Raw genomic sequence first — 14,661 nt, forward strand, 5'->3', positions numbered from 1 at the left:
AATAGTGGTGGAACTGGGCCGCCCGTCCCGCGACGGGCGGCTTTTTTGTCAGGCGTCGAAGACGCGGCCGCTGTGGGCCACGTGGAAATCACCGCTGACCGACAGCACGATCCAGTCGCCGGCCTGGGCGATCGCCCAGCCTTGCGGCGTGCAGACCTGCACGGCGCCGCCCTCGGTCATGGCCTGGGCGTCGTCGCCCAGCCAAGCCCAGAGCTTGTGCCAGCTACGGGTGTCGTTGGCCGGCGGCACGCGAAGCGCAGCGCCGTGATCGAAAGCAGCGGTGGAACGAGCGGACCTCATGAAGGGAAGTAGGCGCTGCGTCGGTGACCAGATCCTTAAAGCCGGTTCACTCTGTTTCATTCCGCACGCAAAGCCGCCGCCGGCCGCTTGGCCAGGGCGTGGAGCGAGGCCAGCAGCCCCCCCAGCGCCGCCAGCAGCGCCGCGCCGAGCACCAAGGCCGCGACGCCGGACCAGTCCACGGCCCAGTCAGCCTTGAACACCTGCGTGACCACCGGCCAGGCGGCCAGCGCGCCGAGGCCCACCCCGGTCACGCCGGCGATCAGCCCGACGGCGCCGTATTCGAGCACATAGGCGCCGAGCACCTGCAGCCGGGTCGCCCCCAGCACCTTGAGGATCGAGGCCTCGCGCGTGCGGGCCTGGGCGCGGGCGGCGATGGCTCCGGTCAGCACCAGGAGACCGGCCAGGGCCGCGACGGCCGCAGCGCTGCGGATCGCCAGCACCAGCCGGTCGAAAAGGTCGGTCGCCGCCTCCAGTTGCTCGCGCACCGAGATGACGTTCACCTCCGGGAATTCGGCGCCCAGCGCGCGGGTGACGCGGGCCTCCTGCTCCTTGCCGGCCTTGGCGATAGCGACGTGACGCAGCTCCGCGCCTTCCAGCGTCGAGGGCGTCAGGATCAGCGGGAAGCTGGCCCCGAAGCCGCCGACGTCGACCTTGCGCAGCACCGCGATCCTGGCCTCGATCTCGCGGCCCAGCACCGAGAGAGTGACCATGTCGCCGACTTTCAGCCCGCCGGCGCGGGCGGCGTCGACCTCCATGGCCAGCAGCGGCGGCCCCTGGTAGTTCGCCGACCACCAGCGGCCTTCGACGATCTGCGGATCGGCCGGCCGCGGGCCGATGGCCGAGATCGAGATGTCGTTGTCGTAAGCCCAGCGCTCGCGCTCGGCGATCGCCTTGCGGTCGACCGGCTCGCCCTTGATGCGGACAATGCGGCCGGTGAGAAATGGCGCGCGCAAGTAATTGTCGGCGTTGAGTTTCTGACCGAACGCGGTCTGCACGACCTGGTCGAAGCGCGCGGCTTCCGAACCCGGGATCTCGGTGAAGACGATGGCCGGCGCGGTCTTGGGCGCGACCTCGGCGACCTGGCGCAGCAGGCTCGACTGGATCAGCACCACCGCCGCCAGCAGGCCGACGCCGAGCCCGATGGCCGGGGCGGCGGTGCGGGCGGCCGAGCGCGGACCGGCGAGGTTGGCCAGGCCCATCCGCACCGCGCCATGAGCGCGGCCGCGCAGGCGTCCGGCCAGATAGGCGGCCAGCAGGCCCAGTCCCCAGAGCAGCACGAAGGACGCCGCCACGCCGCCGATCATCAGGCCGGCCGCCAGCGGGGTCGGCGCGGTCACGACCGAAAGCACCCCCAGCGCGACGGCGGCGAGCGCCGCGCCGACCGTCTCGACGCTGAAGCCCAGGCGCCCGCGGGTGTCGCGTCGGAACAGGCTGGCCGGCGGCGTGGCGCGGGCGCGCGCCAGCGGCGCCAAGGCGAAGGCGGCGGCCGAGAGCAGGCCGAAGGCGCCGGCGCGCAGCAGCGGCTCGGGATAGACCGCGAACAGCGCCGGCACGGTCAGGTCGTCTGGGATCAGCCCGGCCAGCAGGAACGGCGCCGCCGCGCCGACCGCCAGGCCGATGGCGACGCCGAGCAGCGCCAGCACCCCGATCTGGATCAGATAGAGGTCGCGGATGAACCGGCCCTCGGCGCCCAAGGCCTTGAGCACGGCGATGGACGGCTTGCGCTCCTCCAGAAAGGCGGTGACGGCGCCGTAGACGCCCAGCCCGCCGGCCACCAGCGAGGCCAGGCCGATAAAGCCGAGGAAGTACTCGAGCTGGTCGATCAGCCAGCGGATCCCGGGCGCGGCATCGTCGCGGTCGCGGATGCGCACGCCGCGATCCTTGATCTCCTTGCGCAGCGCCTTGCGCGCCTCGGGCGGGGTGACGTCCGCCGGCAGGGCGATGCGGGCGGTCTCCAGGAACGGCAGGCCGGGCTCAAGGAAGCCTCCCGCCTCGACCGCCTGGCGGCGGACCAGGACGCGCGGCCCCAATGCGAAGCCGCGCGACAGGCGATCCGGCTCCTGCACCAGCACGCCGCGGACCACGACCGGCAACTCGCCGACCAGGATCCGGTCGCCGATCTTGAGGTTCAGGCGCTCCAGCAGCACCCGCTCGACCACGGCCCCCGCCGTCCCGTCGGCGGCCGGGGCAATGGCGCGATGGAAGTCGCCGCCGTCCTCCAGCGTGACCTTTCCGGCCAGCGGATAGGCCTCGCTGACCCCGCGCAACTCGACGAGGCGGCGCTGGCCGTCAGGGGCCTGGGCCATGGCGCGGCTGCCGACCGCCCAGGAGGCCTTGCCGGTCTTCTCGATGGCGGCGCGCTCGATCGGCGTGAAGCGGCGCTGCTCGACGGTGACCGCCATGTCGCCGCCGAGGATCTCGCGGGCCTGGCTGGCGAGGCCCTGGCGGAAGGCCTCGGCGGTCGAGCCAGCCGCGGCGATGGCGGCGACGCCGAGCGCCAGGCAGGCGAGGAAGATGCGGAACCCGCTGACGCCGGAGCGCAGCTCGCGCGCGGCGAAGCGAAACGCCAGCGGCATCAGGCGTGGCCGCCGGTCAGACGGACCTGGCGGTCGGCGCGCTCGGCCAGCGCTGGGTCGTGGGTGACGAGGACCATGGCGGCCCCCTCCTCCGCCACCAGGCCGAACAGCAGGTCGGCGACCTTGGCGGCGTTGGCGGCGTCGAGATTGCCGGTCGGCTCGTCGGCGAACAACAGGGCCGGCCGGGGCGCCAGGGCGCGGGCCAAGGCGACGCGCTGCTGCTCGCCGCCCGACAGCTGGTGCGGGTAGTGGCGCAGGCGGGACGACAGCCCGACCCGGTCGAGCCAGCCGCGGGCGACCGCGTCGGCGTCGGCGATCCCGGCGATCTCCAGCGGCGCGGCGACGTTCTCCAGCGCGGTCATGTTGGGCAGCAGGTGGAACGACTGGAAGACCAGCGAGACCTTGCCCCGGCGCAGGCGGGCGCGGCCGTCCTCGCTGAGACGCCCAAGGTCCTGGCCCAGCAGTTCCACGCGGCCGGCGGTCGGCTGCTCCAAGCCGGCGGCGACCGCGATCAGGCTGGACTTGCCCGAGCCTGAGGGGCCCGTGATCGCCACGCGTTCGCGCGGCGCCACGGAAAAGCTCAGGTCCTTGAGGATTTCGACCGGTCCGGCCGCCGACGGCAGGGTGAGCGAGACGTTGGTGACGGCGAGCGGCGGAACAGCTTCGGGCAATGCGGCCTCTGGAGATTGAGCTTCACTGGCTATCGCCTAGATAGGACAGCGACATGGATGCGACAGCCCCCCGATTTCCGAGCCGCCGGCTGCTGATCGCCGCCGCCCTCGCCGCCTTGCCGGCCCATGGCCTGGCCCAGCAGCGCCGGGTGATCACCATACTGGGCGACTCGATCACCGCCGGCTACGGCCTGCCCGCCAACGCCGCACTGCCCGTGCAGTTGCAGGCGCAGATGCGCAAGCTGGGTTCGAGCGCGATCATCCGCGGCGCCGGCGTGTCGGGCGACACCACCGCCGGCGGGCTGGCGCGGGTGGATTTCAGCGTCCAGCGCGACACCGACGTCTGCCTGGTGGCGCTGGGCGGCAACGACCTGCTGCAGGGGATCGATCCCAAACGGACCCAGGCCAACCTCGACAAGATCGTCGCCCGGCTGAAGGCCAGGAAGATCGGGGTGGTGCTGGCCGGCCTGGCGCCGCCGCCGGTGATCGGCCGCACCTATGCCCGCGACTTCCAGGCGGTGTTCCCAGCCGTGGCCAAGGCGCAGGGCGTGGCCCTCTACCCCAACCTGCTGGCCGGGGTGGCCCAGCAGCCGCGCCTGAACCAGCGCGACGGTTTCCACCCGAACGCCCAGGGCGTGGTGGTGATCGCCCAAGGCCTCGCGCCGGTGCTGGTCAAGGCCCTCAGCGGGCGGCGCGCCTAGGTCGCCTGCGGCCCCGCGGCGGGCTTGGCCGGCTTGGCGGGCTCCCCGACGCCGCCGGACTTGCCGCCGTCGTCGAAGATCACCGAGCCGGCGCCAGCGACGTCCGTCTCCAGGCGCTTGGGCCGGGTCAGCAGCCGGGCGGTCGCCGAGCCGGAGACTTCGAGGCTGGCGGCCTCGCGCGGGGCCAGGACGACCTCGGCCGAGCCTGAGATGTCCGCCTCGGCGTTGTCGGTGACGAGGTCGGTGAGGTCGGCCTCGCCGGAGCCGGACAGCTCGACGTCGACCTCGCGAGCCTGGCCGCTGGCGACCACCTCGGACGAGCCGCTGGCGACGATCTGCAGTTGGTCCTGCTTGTAGCCGCGGATCTGCAGGCGATCGTCGCCGCTGATCTGGAAGTGGGTGACGGCCGGGGCGCTCATCACCACGCGCAGGCGGGCGTAGTCGGCCAGCGGCTGGTCGAGGCCGAAGCGCCCGTTGTTCAGTCGGATCCGGTCAACGACCTCCTTGGGGCCGTGGATCGTCACCTTGCCCGGGCCCGGGGCCTGGGTGAACTCGACGGCGGCAGGAATGTCGAACTCGGCCCTGGTCGAGCCGTCCCACGCCAGTTCGCGGGTGACCTCGCCGGCGTCCTTGTCGAGCGGCCGGTCGCGGCGCAGGTCGCGGTCGCGCCATTCGCGGCGCTCGTGGCGGTCATGCCAGTCCACGTCCCAGTTCCAGTTGCGGGCGGCCAGCTCAGGGCCGCCCAGGGCGGCGGCGCCGGCCAGGGCCACGACCCCGGCCAAGAAGCCGGCCACGGCGATCATCACAAGCACACGGATCATGTCTGCGCTCCTGGCTCAGGACTGCGGTTCGATGGCCGGCTTCAGCAGCCGGTAGTGAAGGCGCCCGTACCAGACGAGGGCGTTGACCAGGCCGATGACGACGATGGTCAGGATCGCGCCGGCCGAGGCGGCCAGGGCCATCATCCCGATGCCGGCCAGCAGGGCCGCGATCGGGCCGCCGGGCGGGCCGAGGAACGGTCCGGCGGCGAACACCACGCCGCCGGCGACGAAGACGCCGATGGCCGCGACGATCAGGCCGAACAGCACCCCGCCGACGGTCATTAGGATCGGCAGCAGGATCAGGATGTCGATGGCGCCGAGGCCGAGGACCGCGAAGATCGCGCCGGCCGCCGAGGTGGGATTGCGCTGCTCCTCCCACTTCTTGAGGCCGCTCTCGGCGCGCAGCTCACGGGCCAGGCGGGCCGGGTCGCCCAGCGCCTGGGCCACCTCTTCCTCGGTCCGGCCTGCGGCCGCGCCCTCGGCGAAGTGGGTTTCGTAGTCGGCCACGGCGTCCTTGATGGCCGCCGGCGGCAGGCCCGAAAGGCCCAACCGCAGCCGATCGATGAAGGCCTGACGGTTCATTGGGCGTCTCCAAGAATGTTGTCGACCGCACGGGAAAACGCAGCCCATTCCGCCTTTTGCGCGGTGAAGCTCGCCTTTCCGGCCTCGGTCAGCTTGTAGTATTTGCGCGGCGGCCCGGCCGAACTCTCGACCAGATAGGTCTCGACCAGCCCGTCGCTCTGCATCCGCCGCATGAGCGGATAGATCGTTCCCTCACCCATATCGATCCCCTCGGCCAGGCGGCTCGCGATCTCGTAGGCGTAGCTGTCGTGGGAAGAGAGCAAGGCGAGCACGCAAAGCTCGAGCACCCCCTTCTTCAATTGGACTTGCACGGTTTCCGGCACGGCGAACCTCCAGTTCGTCTATCGAGTATCGCACGGTAGTGATCACTACAAGGTAGCTTGCATTACATCTTAGTAAGCTTGAGCGGTGGCCTCGATCGGCAGGTTGCCCGATAGTCCTTCCATGATCCGCACCATCGCCGCCGTTCTGGCCCTGACGCTCGCCCTCCCCGCCCAGGCCGCCGACTGGCGCGCCCTTAATCCCGAGGACACGCTGGTGATCGAGACCAGCAAAGGGGTTGTCGTCGTCGAGATGCGGCCGGACTTCGCGCCGAAGGCGGTCGAACGCGTCAAGCTGCTGGCCCGCGAAGGCGTCTATGACGGCCTGCAGTTCCACCGGGTGATCGAGCACTTCGTCGACCAGACCGGCAATCCCAACAACAAGGACGGCGGGGTTTCGCAACACCCGGATCTGCGGCCGGAGTTCACTTTCCGGCTGAAGGCGGGCGCGCCGGCCAAGGTCGTCGTCAACGCCAGCGACAGCCTGGCAGGTTTCGTTGGCTCCGCGCCGTTCGAGGCGGCTTCGGACCTCGAGGCGCAACGCGACGCCGCGCTCGGCCGACGGGCCTGGGGCGCCTATTGCCCCGGCGTCGCCGGGATGGGCCGGCAGGCCGGCGAAGGCACCGCCAACTCCGAGATCTTCTTCATGCGCGCGGCGAGCCGGCGGCTGGATCGCAGCTACACGGTCTGGGGGCGCGCGGTCGTCGGGCTGGACGTCATCCGCGCCATGGCGGTGGGCGAGCCGCCCGCCAACCCCGACGTGATGCGCAAGGTTCGCGTCGCCGCGGATCTGTCGCCCGCCGAGCGCCCGAAGATCGAGGTCATGGACGAGCATGGCGCGGCCTTCGCGGCCCTGGTCGACGAGGTGCGCCGCGACAAGGGCGCCGACTTCTCGATCTGCGACATCGAGGTCCCGACCCGGCCTATTCCCTAGGCGGATGACTTGCGCGCCGTTCGCTTGTCGAAAAGTCACGCGACCGCACGGGCGGGCGTGGCTATGAGCCGTGACAGGCAGAGGAGCAGCGCATGGTCGCCTGGACGGACTGGATCGCTTTCGGACTGATCGCCTTGGGCATGGCGCTGACGCCCGGCCCGAACATGATCTACCTGATCTCGCGATCCATCTCGCAGGGCAAACGCGCGGGCCTCGTCTCGCTGGCCGGCGTGGCGCTGGGCTTCATCTTCTACATGCTGTCGGCGGTGGTCGGGCTGACCGCGCTGGTGATGGCGATTCCCCTCGCCTACGACGCCTTGCGGATCGGCGGCGCGATGTACCTGGCCTGGCTCGCCTGGAAGGCGCTGAAGCCGGGCGCGGCCTCGCCGTTCGAGGTGCGGGCCCTGGAGCCGCACTCCGACGCCAAGCTGTTCGCCATGGGACTGTTCACCAACCTGCTGAACCCGAAGGCGGCGGTGCTCTATCTGTCGCTGCTGCCGCAGTTCATGCATCCCGAGCGTGGCGGCATGCTACTCCAGGGCGTGGCGCTCGGCGCCACCCAGATCGCCGCCAGCGTGGCGGTGAACGGGGTGATGATCCTGGCCGCCGGATCGGTCGCCGGCTTCCTGGCCGCCCGGCCAACCTGGGCGATGATCCAGCGCTGGATCATGGGCACGGTGCTGGGCGGGCTGGCCGTACGCATGGCGCTCGACTCGCGCCGCTAGCAGGCGAGCAACCGCGCGGCGGTTGTGCTATCCTGTGGAAACCACAGGAGAAACGTCATGTTTAGGACAGTTGTTCTCGTAAGTGGCTTGCTGTGCCTCGGCTCGACCGCCACGGCGCAGGTGAACACCGGCGATCTGAAGTGGGGCCCCGCCCCCGCCATCTTCCCCACTGGGGCGCAGATGGCCGTGCTGTCGGGCGATCCGGAAAAGGCGGGGACGTTCGTCCTGCGCCTGAAGATGCCGGCGGGTTACAAGATCCCGGCCCACAACCATCCGACCGACGAGTACGTGACGGTCATTTCCGGCGACCTGTCGCTGGGCATGGGCGACAAGCTCGACGCGGCCAAGAGCGCCAAGCTCGCACCCGGCGGCTTCGCGGTCGCCCATGCGAAGATGAACCACTTCGCGTTCTCGACGGACGGCGCCGTGGTTCAGGTCTCGGCGGAGGGGCCGTTCGCCCTCACCTACGTCAACCCGGCCGACGATCCGACCAAACGCTGAGGGGCGACGGCGGCAAGCGGAACCATGGCGCCACGGAGCCGTTCGCCTCAGAACGCCCGGAGACCGTCATGAAACTCGCCGTCCTGCTCGCCGCCGCCGTTCTGGCGCCCGCCGCCTACGCGCAAACCGCCCCCGGCCCGCTGGGCCTGACCGCCGAGCAACTGGACGACGCCGACCTGCTGGACCCGCAGGGGCGTGAGATCGGCGAGGTCGAGAACGTCATGCTGGGGCCCAAGGGCGACGTCGTCGCGGTGGTGGTCGAGATCGACCAGCGCTCGCCCAAGCCCGACCGCCGCGTGCAGGTCGAACTGGCCAGTCTGCAGGCCGTGCCCGACCCGACCGATCCGGGCGAATTCAACGTCCAGAGCAGCCTGACCCGCGATCAGCTGCTGGCGCTGCCCGAGGCGCGCTAGGCCAGAGCCGCCGCGGGCGCGGCCTGGCGGCGGATCATCAGCGAGGCGAGCGCCGCCACCAGCGCCGCGACGCCGGCCAGGACGAAGGCTTCCAGGTAGCGCCCCTGGGCGGCGCGGATCACGCCGGCGGTGACCGCGGCGGTCGCGGCGCCGGCCTGGTGACCGGCGGCGATCCAGCCGAACACGATCGGACCGTCATGCTCGCCGAACGCCTCGGTGGCCAGCCGCACGGTCGGCGGCACGGTGGCGATCCAGTCGAGGCCGTAGAACACCGCGAATATCCCGAGCGCGACGATGGAGAAGTCGGTGAACGGCAGCACCATCAGCGAGAGGCCGCGCAGGCCGTAGTAGACGAACAGCAGCTTGCGCGGGTCGTAGCGGTCGGTGAGCCAGCCGGAGAGCGTGGTGCCGATCAGATCGAAGATCCCCATCACCGCCAGCAAGGTCGCCGCGCGGGTCTCGGGCAGGCCCTGGTCCGAGCACATGGCGATCATGTGCACGCCGATCAGGCCGTTGGTGGTCAGGCCGCAGACGAAGAAGCCGCCGAATAGCAGCCAGAAGGTCCGGGTGCGGGCGGCGCGGAACAACGCCCCGAACGCGCCACGCAGGGCGCCGCCTGCCGGCATCGGCTGCGGGGCGACGTAGCTGTCGGGCGCGCCGTAGGGCTTCTGGCCGATCGTGGCCGGCGCCTCGGGCAGCAGGAACCAGACCACCGGGGCGAGCACGGCCATGACCGCGGCGATGGCCAGCACCACCGGGCGCCAGCCGCCGGCCTCGGCCAGGGCCGCCATGCCGGGCAGGAAGATCAGCGAGCCGGTGGCCGCCGAGGCGCTGAGCAGGCCCATCATCAGCCCGCGCCGCGCGACGAACCAGCGATTTACCACCGTCGCGCCCAGCACCATCGCCACCGCCCCCGATCCGACGCCGGAGATCACGCCCCAGGTGGCGACATAGTGCCAGGGCTGGGTCATCAGCGACGAGGCGGCGGTCGAGGCCGCCATCACCGCCAGGGCCAGGGTCACCGTGCGGCGCACGCCAAACGACTGCATCAGCGCCGCGGCGAACGGTCCGGTCAGCCCGTAGAGGAAGATGCCCACGGCGGCGGCCATCGAGATCGTGCCGCGGTCCCACTGGAAGGCGCGCTCCAGCGGCAGCATCAGCACGCCCGGCGCCGAGCGCAGGCCGGCCGCGGCCATCAGGGCGATGAACACCGCAGCGACCGCCACGAAGGCATAGTTCTGGCCAAAGGGTCGGGGGCGCGCTATCGTCATGTTACTGACCTGTAAGTTTCACGACGGATATACGTACCGGTCAGTTACATCGTCAAGCAGACTTCCATGACCGAGCCGAACAAACCCGCCCTGCGCGCCGCCGACAAGATCCGCGAGACCGCCCGCGAGCTGTTCTATCGCGAAGGCATCCGCGCGGTCGGCGTCGACGAGATCGTCGCCAAGGCCGGGGCGACCAAGCCCAGCCTCTATCGCACCTACAAGTCCAAGGACGAACTGGCGGCCGCGGTGCTGCGTGAGGGCGCCGACACCTTCTGGCTCCGGTTCGACGCAGCGGCGGCCGAGCACCCGGGCGATCCGCGCGCCCAGGTGCTGGCCTATCTGGAGGGCCTGGCCGAGCGCGGGGTGCAGGACGACTACCGCGGCTGCCCGCTCAGCAATGCCGCGGTCGAGTATCCCGAGCACGGGCACCCTGCCCGCACCACCGCCCAGGACCACAAGGCTGAGCTGCGCGAGCGGCTGCGCGGGATGGCCGCGGAGATGGGGGCGGAGGACGCGAACGGGCTGGCTGACGCCCTGCTGCTGCTCATCGAGGGCGCGTTCCTGACCAGCCAGCTGTTCGACGAGGATCGGCCGACCGCCGAGGTCGCCCGCGCCGCGGCCCGCCTGATCGACGCCTACACCCGCTAGGGCGCCTGGTAGACCACCTTGCCGCCGACGATGGTCATGACCGCGTGGGCCTTGGCGATGTCGGGGAACGGCGCGGTCATCAGGTCGACGGAAAACACCGAGACGTCGGCGTCGCGGCCAATGGCGAGCTGACCGAGATCGTTCTCGCGGAAGCCGGCATAGGCCGAGCCGCGGGTCAGCATGACCAGCGCCTGGGCGCGAGTGACGGCTTCGTCGAGATGCCAGTCGGGGCCGGCGAAGCCTTTCAGGTCGTGGCGATAGGCGGCGGCGTAGAACTCGACCAGCGGATCGCCCTTCTCGACGGGCGCGTCCGAACCGCCGGCGACGACGGCGCCCGATTTCAGCAGGCTCTCCCAGGCATAGGCGCCCTTCAGGCGTTCCGGACCGAGACGCGCGGGCGCGAAGTAGAGATCGCCGATCGCATGCGAGGGCTGCATCGAGGCGACGACTCCCATCTGCGCAAAGCGCGGCAGGTCGTCTGGGGCCAGGATCTGGGCGTGCTCGACCCGCCAGCGCGCGGCCTTGAGCGCGGCCGGATCGTCGGCGAAGGCCTGCTGATAGGCGTCGAGGATCACCCGGTTGCCGCGATCGCCGATGGCGTGGACGGCCATCTGGGCCCCCGACTTGCGCGCCTTGGCGAGGATGGCGTCGACGGTCTCGCGCGGCGTGACGATCAGGCCCGTCCCCTCGGCGTCCGAGTAAGGCGCGAGCAGCGCCGCCCCGCGCGAACCAAGCGCGCCGTCCATGAACAGCTTGACGCCGCGAACCCGCACCAGCCCGGTCGGGTCCTGCGACGGGCCTTCGGCGAGCACCTTCTGGGCAGCGGCCTGGGACATGTAGTTGTCGATGCGGACCGGCAGCTCGCCGCGGGCCGCGAGGTCCTGCTGGATCGCCACCTCGTCGGCCCCGACGCTCATGTCGTGCAGGCCGGTCCAGCCGCGCGAGGCGTAGACCCGCGCGCCGCGGCGGACAGCCTCGGCCTGGGCCGCGCGGCTGGGCGGCGGAACCTTGGCGCGGACCAGGGCCATGGCGTTGTCGATCAGCATGCCGTCCGGTTCGCCCTGGGCGTCCTTCAGGATCTGACCGCCGGCCGGCGCCGCGGTCTTGGAGTCGATGCCGGCGAGCTTCAACATGGCGGTGTTGGCGACCAGGGCGTGGCCGTCGGCGCGGGTCAGCACGACCGGGCGGTCGGGCGCGGCGCGGTCGAGATCGGCGCGGGTCGGGAAGCGCTTCTCCGGCCAATGGGTCTCGATCCAGCCCGCACCTGAGATCACGTCGGAGCCGGGATTGGCCGCGGCCCAGGCCTTCAGCCGGGCGACCAGGGCCTCGACAGATTCGGTTCCTTCGAGATTGAGGGTCATCTCACGAAAGCCGATGCCGGCCAGGTGGGCGTGGGAGTCGACGAAGCCCGGATAGGCGGCGGCCCCTTTGAGGTCGACGTCGCGAGCGCCAGGGACGGCCGCGCGGGCGGCGTCGAGGCCGCCGGCATAGGCGACCTTGCCGTCCTTGACCGCCAAGGCCTGCACCACCGCATTGCCGGTGTAGATCGGCCCGCCGTGCAGCAGGAGGTCCTGCGCGCAGGCCGGCGCCGCCAGGGCCAGGCCAGCGGCCACGATCAAAGTTTGCAAAGCTGCGCGCATGTTTCCCCCGGTGAATCGCCGCGCCCATTGATCGACGATCCGCCAGCGCGCGCAAACGCCTTCGCACACTATGGTCACCCGCCCAGGAAGCGGCCACAGTGAAGCCATGACTCGGGGGGATGCAGGTCGGCCGGCATGGCCGAGCGCGCGCTTAGGCTACGGCCTGCTGGCGGCGGCCGCGGTCGTCGTGGCGCTGGTCTATGTCGACCGCGTGTTCCTGGAAGCGCCGCTCTATGCCGGCGCCGAGAGCACCCATCTGGTCAGGGCGCTGTTCGGCAAGACGCTGGCCGCCAGGCCTGACCTGCTGCCCCAGGCCCAGAGCATGGGCGACACCCTGTTCGGCCTGCTGATCCGGGCGCTCACCTACGCGACGCAGAACCTGCTTCCCTGGCTGCGGATCCTCGGCGCGGCGGCCTATTTTGGGGGGCTGGCCCTGGCGCTGGCCAGCGTGCGCACGAGCCTGGACCGGGCAGGCTGGATCGCCGCGGCGCTGGTCGCCCTCGCCTATCCCTACTACCGCTTCGCCGCCGCCGCGCTGCCCGAGGGCTGGTACGTCCTGCTGCTGGGCGCGGCCGTGCTCGCCACGGCGCGGCTCTATGGCCCGCGGCCGATCGCCCACGCCGCCCTGGCGGGGGCCCTGGTCGGGGCCATGACCCTGCTCAAGCCGCAGGGTCCGGCGCTGGGGATCGCCTTTCTGCTCCTGGCCGTGGTCGACCTGGCGCTGGGACGGCGCGACCTGCGCATCTTCGTGGGGCGGATCGCGGTGCTGGCCGCGGCTTTCCTCGCCAGCGTCAACCTGCTTCAGCTGGCCGCCGACCAGGCCTCCAGCGAGCCGCTGAGCTTCTATCTCGAGCATCGCTACGACGGGCTGCTGGCCGGCGCCGTCACGCCGGACGGCTGGATCGCCGGCGCGCGCGGACTGGTGGCGATGGCCGCGGGCTGCGTCGTCCTGGCCGGGATCCCGGCGCTGACCGGCCTGCTGCGGGTGGAGATGCGCTGGCGCTGGCACCGCGGGCGCGGCCGCTTCTTCCTGACCCCGCACGAGGCGAGCTTCCTGCTGGTGCTGTTCACAACAGCCGTCACGCTGGTGCTGACCGCCCTGCTCGCCACCGGCGAGGCCGCCAATCCGAGCCGCATCTGGGGGCGGCAGTTCGAGGCGCTGATCCCGTTGCTGTGGATCGCCGCGGCCCCGTTCATCGGCGAGTTCGACCGCGCCGGCGGGCGCTGGTGGCGGCTGGCCATGGGCGCGGTCCCCGTGGTCGGCCTCGCGGCCCTGGCCGCCTGCCTGCTCGGCGGGGTGGTCCCGCGCGCCTGGGACGCCGCGGCGCTGAGCGCCTTTTCGCTGGAGGCCCCGCTCGCCGCCAGCCTGGCAGGCGTGATCATCGCGGCGGCCGGCGCGGCGACCGCCTTCCGCAACTGGCCGGTGATGAGCGTGTGGCTCGGCGCCTTCGCCGCGCTGGCGCTGCTGTCGACGGCGCTGGACGCCCGCTGGGAGCGCGACGCTGCGGCCAAGCGCAGCGCGCTCGGCCAGGACCTGACCGCCGCCGCGGCGATCGTCGAGCAACGCCCCGGCGGCGTGGCGCTGATCGCGCCCGATCCGATCCAGGCGCGTCTTGCCTACCTGCGGCTGAGGGCCCGGCCGATCACCGTGCTGAGCACCGCGGACGCCGCGCCCCTGGCCGAGATCGACACCGTCGTCACACTCAGCCCGCGGGCGCCCGGTCCCAATTGGCGGGTCGCCTTCCATGGCGCCGAGGTGACCGTCTATACCCGTCAAACGGGGCTCGCAGCCTCGCCGCGCGCATCGGTCGCGGGCGGTGGAGGTCTTCTGTCGGAGCCAGGAAGCAGCTAAGAGCGCGCAGAATCATCGCGCCGCCGCGGCCGCGACACGAAGGACACGGACGGACAGATGCTGACCTGGTTCCAGGCCTTGATGCCTAAGGAATTGAAATTCTTCGACCTCTTCAGCGCCCACGCCGAGAAGCTGGTGGAGGGCGCGACCGCGCTGCGCGAAGTCCTTCAGGGCGGCGATGGAGTCGCCGAGGCCTGCGCCCGCGTCGTGGCGCATGAGGACGCCGCCGACGCGATCACCCGTGAGGTGCTGCTGAACGTGCGCCGCTCGTTCATCACCCCGTTCGACCGCAGCGACATCCAGGACCTGATCACCTCGCTCGACGATGCGATCGACCAGATGCACAAGACGGTGAAGGTCGTCAGCCTGTTCGAACTGCGTGAGTTCGAAGACCCGATGCGGGAAATGGCCGACATCATCGTCGAGGCCGCGGTGCTGACCCGCGAGGCGGTCGGCCTGCTGAGCAACATGCGCCAGAACGTGACGCGCCTCAGCCAATTGACCGAGCAGATCACCCTCATCGAAGATCGCTCGGACGCGATCTACGACGCCGGCCGCAAGGCGCTGTTCCTGGCCCACCGCCACAACGATCCGATGGCGTTCGTCGTGGGCGTCGACGTCTACAGCCACCTGGAGAAGGTCATGGACCGCTTCGAGGATGTGGCGAACCGCATCAGCGGCATCGTGATCGAGCAGGTCTAGCCCC

16 protein-coding genes are annotated in these 14,661 nt (G+C 71.2%); 8 read left to right on the forward strand and 8 right to left on the reverse strand.

The window, feature by feature from the left end; translation table 11 throughout:
- Positions 1-48 precede the first annotated feature (48 nt).
- The 3 genes from ACSQ2H_RS13710 to ACSQ2H_RS13720 are packed head-to-tail and all read right to left on the reverse strand — an operon-like array spanning position 49 to position 3,547.
- A complete protein-coding gene (locus ACSQ2H_RS13710) occupies positions 49-300 on the reverse strand; it encodes a hypothetical protein (protein ID WP_436061944.1) in 252 nt (83 codons plus the stop codon).
- Positions 301-356: 56 nt separating this feature from the next.
- Complete coding sequence (locus ACSQ2H_RS13715; RefSeq protein WP_436061945.1) at positions 357-2,876, reverse strand: ABC transporter permease; 2,520 nt, start codon at positions 2,874-2,876, stop codon at positions 357-359.
- Complete coding sequence (locus ACSQ2H_RS13720; protein WP_436061946.1) at positions 2,876-3,547, reverse strand: ABC transporter ATP-binding protein; 672 nt, start codon at positions 3,545-3,547, stop codon at positions 2,876-2,878. Before ACSQ2H_RS13720 ends, ACSQ2H_RS13715 begins: the two co-directional genes overlap by 1 nt.
- A gap of 53 nt (positions 3,548-3,600) precedes the next feature.
- Here ACSQ2H_RS13720 and ACSQ2H_RS13725 point away from each other — a divergent pair, with 53 nt between their 5' ends.
- Positions 3,601-4,248: an arylesterase gene (locus ACSQ2H_RS13725; protein WP_436061947.1), complete on the forward strand. Its 648-nt coding sequence runs from the start codon at positions 3,601-3,603 to the stop codon at positions 4,246-4,248.
- Here the strand turns inward: ACSQ2H_RS13725 and ACSQ2H_RS13730 are convergent.
- The 3 genes from ACSQ2H_RS13730 to ACSQ2H_RS13740 are packed head-to-tail and all read right to left on the reverse strand — an operon-like array spanning position 4,245 to position 5,974.
- On the reverse strand, positions 4,245-5,069 hold the full coding sequence (locus tag ACSQ2H_RS13730) for a GIN domain-containing protein (protein ID WP_436061948.1): 825 nt from the start codon (positions 5,067-5,069) through the stop codon (positions 4,245-4,247). The two genes, ACSQ2H_RS13725 and ACSQ2H_RS13730, sit on opposite strands and share 4 nt — an antisense overlap.
- Positions 5,070-5,084: 15 nt before the next feature.
- Positions 5,085-5,651: a DUF1700 domain-containing protein gene (locus ACSQ2H_RS13735; protein ID WP_436061949.1), complete on the reverse strand. Its 567-nt coding sequence runs from the start codon at positions 5,649-5,651 to the stop codon at positions 5,085-5,087.
- Positions 5,648-5,974 carry a PadR family transcriptional regulator gene (locus tag ACSQ2H_RS13740; protein ID WP_183769467.1) on the reverse strand — a complete coding sequence of 109 codons (327 nt, stop codon included), beginning with the start codon at positions 5,972-5,974 and terminating at the stop codon, positions 5,648-5,650. Before ACSQ2H_RS13740 ends, ACSQ2H_RS13735 begins: the two co-directional genes overlap by 4 nt.
- Before the next feature lie 121 nt (positions 5,975-6,095).
- On the opposite strand from ACSQ2H_RS13740, the gene ACSQ2H_RS13745 reads away from it, so the two are divergent.
- The 4 genes from ACSQ2H_RS13745 (at position 6,096) to ACSQ2H_RS13760 (ending at position 8,544) form a co-directional block, all read left to right on the forward strand.
- Positions 6,096-6,905 (forward strand): peptidylprolyl isomerase, encoded by an 810-nt coding sequence (locus ACSQ2H_RS13745; RefSeq protein WP_436061950.1) that lies wholly within the window; start codon positions 6,096-6,098, stop codon positions 6,903-6,905.
- Between the two features lie 92 nt (positions 6,906-6,997).
- Positions 6,998-7,630 carry a LysE family translocator gene (locus ACSQ2H_RS13750; protein WP_436061951.1) on the forward strand — a complete coding sequence of 211 codons (633 nt, stop codon included), beginning with the start codon at positions 6,998-7,000 and terminating at the stop codon, positions 7,628-7,630.
- A gap of 57 nt (positions 7,631-7,687) precedes the next feature.
- Complete coding sequence (locus tag ACSQ2H_RS13755) at positions 7,688-8,131, forward strand: cupin domain-containing protein (protein WP_436061952.1); 444 nt, start codon at positions 7,688-7,690, stop codon at positions 8,129-8,131.
- Positions 8,132-8,199: 68 nt separating this feature from the next.
- Positions 8,200-8,544: a hypothetical protein gene (locus ACSQ2H_RS13760; protein ID WP_436061953.1), complete on the forward strand. Its 345-nt coding sequence runs from the start codon at positions 8,200-8,202 to the stop codon at positions 8,542-8,544.
- Here ACSQ2H_RS13760 and ACSQ2H_RS13765 read toward each other — a convergent pair.
- Entirely contained in the window at positions 8,541-9,815 is a 1,275-nt protein-coding gene (locus ACSQ2H_RS13765) for an MFS transporter (RefSeq protein ID WP_436061954.1), read from the reverse strand. The two genes, ACSQ2H_RS13760 and ACSQ2H_RS13765, sit on opposite strands and share 4 nt — an antisense overlap.
- A 66-nt stretch (positions 9,816-9,881) precedes the next feature.
- On the opposite strand from ACSQ2H_RS13765, the gene ACSQ2H_RS13770 reads away from it, so the two are divergent.
- On the forward strand, positions 9,882-10,463 hold the full coding sequence (locus tag ACSQ2H_RS13770; RefSeq protein ID WP_436061955.1) for a TetR/AcrR family transcriptional regulator: 582 nt from the start codon (positions 9,882-9,884) through the stop codon (positions 10,461-10,463).
- Here the strand turns inward: ACSQ2H_RS13770 and ACSQ2H_RS13775 are convergent.
- On the reverse strand, positions 10,460-12,103 hold the full coding sequence (locus tag ACSQ2H_RS13775) for an amidohydrolase (RefSeq protein WP_436061956.1): 1,644 nt from the start codon (positions 12,101-12,103) through the stop codon (positions 10,460-10,462). The genes ACSQ2H_RS13770 and ACSQ2H_RS13775 overlap by 4 nt on opposite strands.
- Before the next feature lie 106 nt (positions 12,104-12,209).
- On the opposite strand from ACSQ2H_RS13775, the gene ACSQ2H_RS13780 reads away from it, so the two are divergent.
- Both ACSQ2H_RS13780 and ACSQ2H_RS13785 read left to right on the forward strand, forming a co-directional pair.
- Positions 12,210-13,955 carry a hypothetical protein gene (locus ACSQ2H_RS13780; RefSeq protein ID WP_436061957.1) on the forward strand — a complete coding sequence of 582 codons (1,746 nt, stop codon included), beginning with the start codon at positions 12,210-12,212 and terminating at the stop codon, positions 13,953-13,955.
- A gap of 57 nt (positions 13,956-14,012) precedes the next feature.
- On the forward strand, positions 14,013-14,657 hold the full coding sequence (locus ACSQ2H_RS13785; RefSeq protein WP_436061958.1) for a DUF47 domain-containing protein: 645 nt from the start codon (positions 14,013-14,015) through the stop codon (positions 14,655-14,657).
- Positions 14,658-14,661 lie beyond the last annotated feature (4 nt).

It is taken from the genome of Phenylobacterium sp. LjRoot97 (assembly GCF_964254345.1).
In the GTDB taxonomy this organism is placed as follows: domain Bacteria; phylum Pseudomonadota; class Alphaproteobacteria; order Caulobacterales; family Caulobacteraceae; genus Phenylobacterium.

What these genes read in the sequence shown, in the direction of transcription:
- ACSQ2H_RS13710 (WP_436061944.1), bottom strand. Translation starts at nt 300, where the DNA reads ATGAGGTCCGCTCGTTCCACCGCTGCTTTCGATCACGGCGCTGCGCTT.
- ACSQ2H_RS13780 (WP_436061957.1), top strand. Translation starts at nt 12,210, where the DNA reads ATGACTCGGGGGGATGCAGGTCGGCCGGCATGGCCGAGCGCGCGCTTA.
- ACSQ2H_RS13715 (WP_436061945.1), bottom strand. Translation starts at nt 2,876, where the DNA reads ATGCCGCTGGCGTTTCGCTTCGCCGCGCGCGAGCTGCGCTCCGGCGTC.
- ACSQ2H_RS13785 (WP_436061958.1), top strand. Translation starts at nt 14,013, where the DNA reads ATGCTGACCTGGTTCCAGGCCTTGATGCCTAAGGAATTGAAATTCTTC.
- ACSQ2H_RS13750 (WP_436061951.1), top strand. Translation starts at nt 6,998, where the DNA reads ATGGTCGCCTGGACGGACTGGATCGCTTTCGGACTGATCGCCTTGGGC.
- ACSQ2H_RS13765 (WP_436061954.1), bottom strand. Translation starts at nt 9,815, where the DNA reads ATGACGATAGCGCGCCCCCGACCCTTTGGCCAGAACTATGCCTTCGTG.
- ACSQ2H_RS13735 (WP_436061949.1), bottom strand. Translation starts at nt 5,651, where the DNA reads ATGAACCGTCAGGCCTTCATCGATCGGCTGCGGTTGGGCCTTTCGGGC.
- ACSQ2H_RS13770 (WP_436061955.1), top strand. Translation starts at nt 9,882, where the DNA reads ATGACCGAGCCGAACAAACCCGCCCTGCGCGCCGCCGACAAGATCCGC.
- ACSQ2H_RS13755 (WP_436061952.1), top strand. Translation starts at nt 7,688, where the DNA reads ATGTTTAGGACAGTTGTTCTCGTAAGTGGCTTGCTGTGCCTCGGCTCG.
- ACSQ2H_RS13760 (WP_436061953.1), top strand. Translation starts at nt 8,200, where the DNA reads ATGAAACTCGCCGTCCTGCTCGCCGCCGCCGTTCTGGCGCCCGCCGCC.
- ACSQ2H_RS13730 (WP_436061948.1), bottom strand. Translation starts at nt 5,069, where the DNA reads ATGATCCGTGTGCTTGTGATGATCGCCGTGGCCGGCTTCTTGGCCGGG.
- ACSQ2H_RS13745 (WP_436061950.1), top strand. Translation starts at nt 6,096, where the DNA reads ATGATCCGCACCATCGCCGCCGTTCTGGCCCTGACGCTCGCCCTCCCC.
- ACSQ2H_RS13775 (WP_436061956.1), bottom strand. Translation starts at nt 12,103, where the DNA reads ATGCGCGCAGCTTTGCAAACTTTGATCGTGGCCGCTGGCCTGGCCCTG.
- ACSQ2H_RS13725 (WP_436061947.1), top strand. Translation starts at nt 3,601, where the DNA reads ATGGATGCGACAGCCCCCCGATTTCCGAGCCGCCGGCTGCTGATCGCC.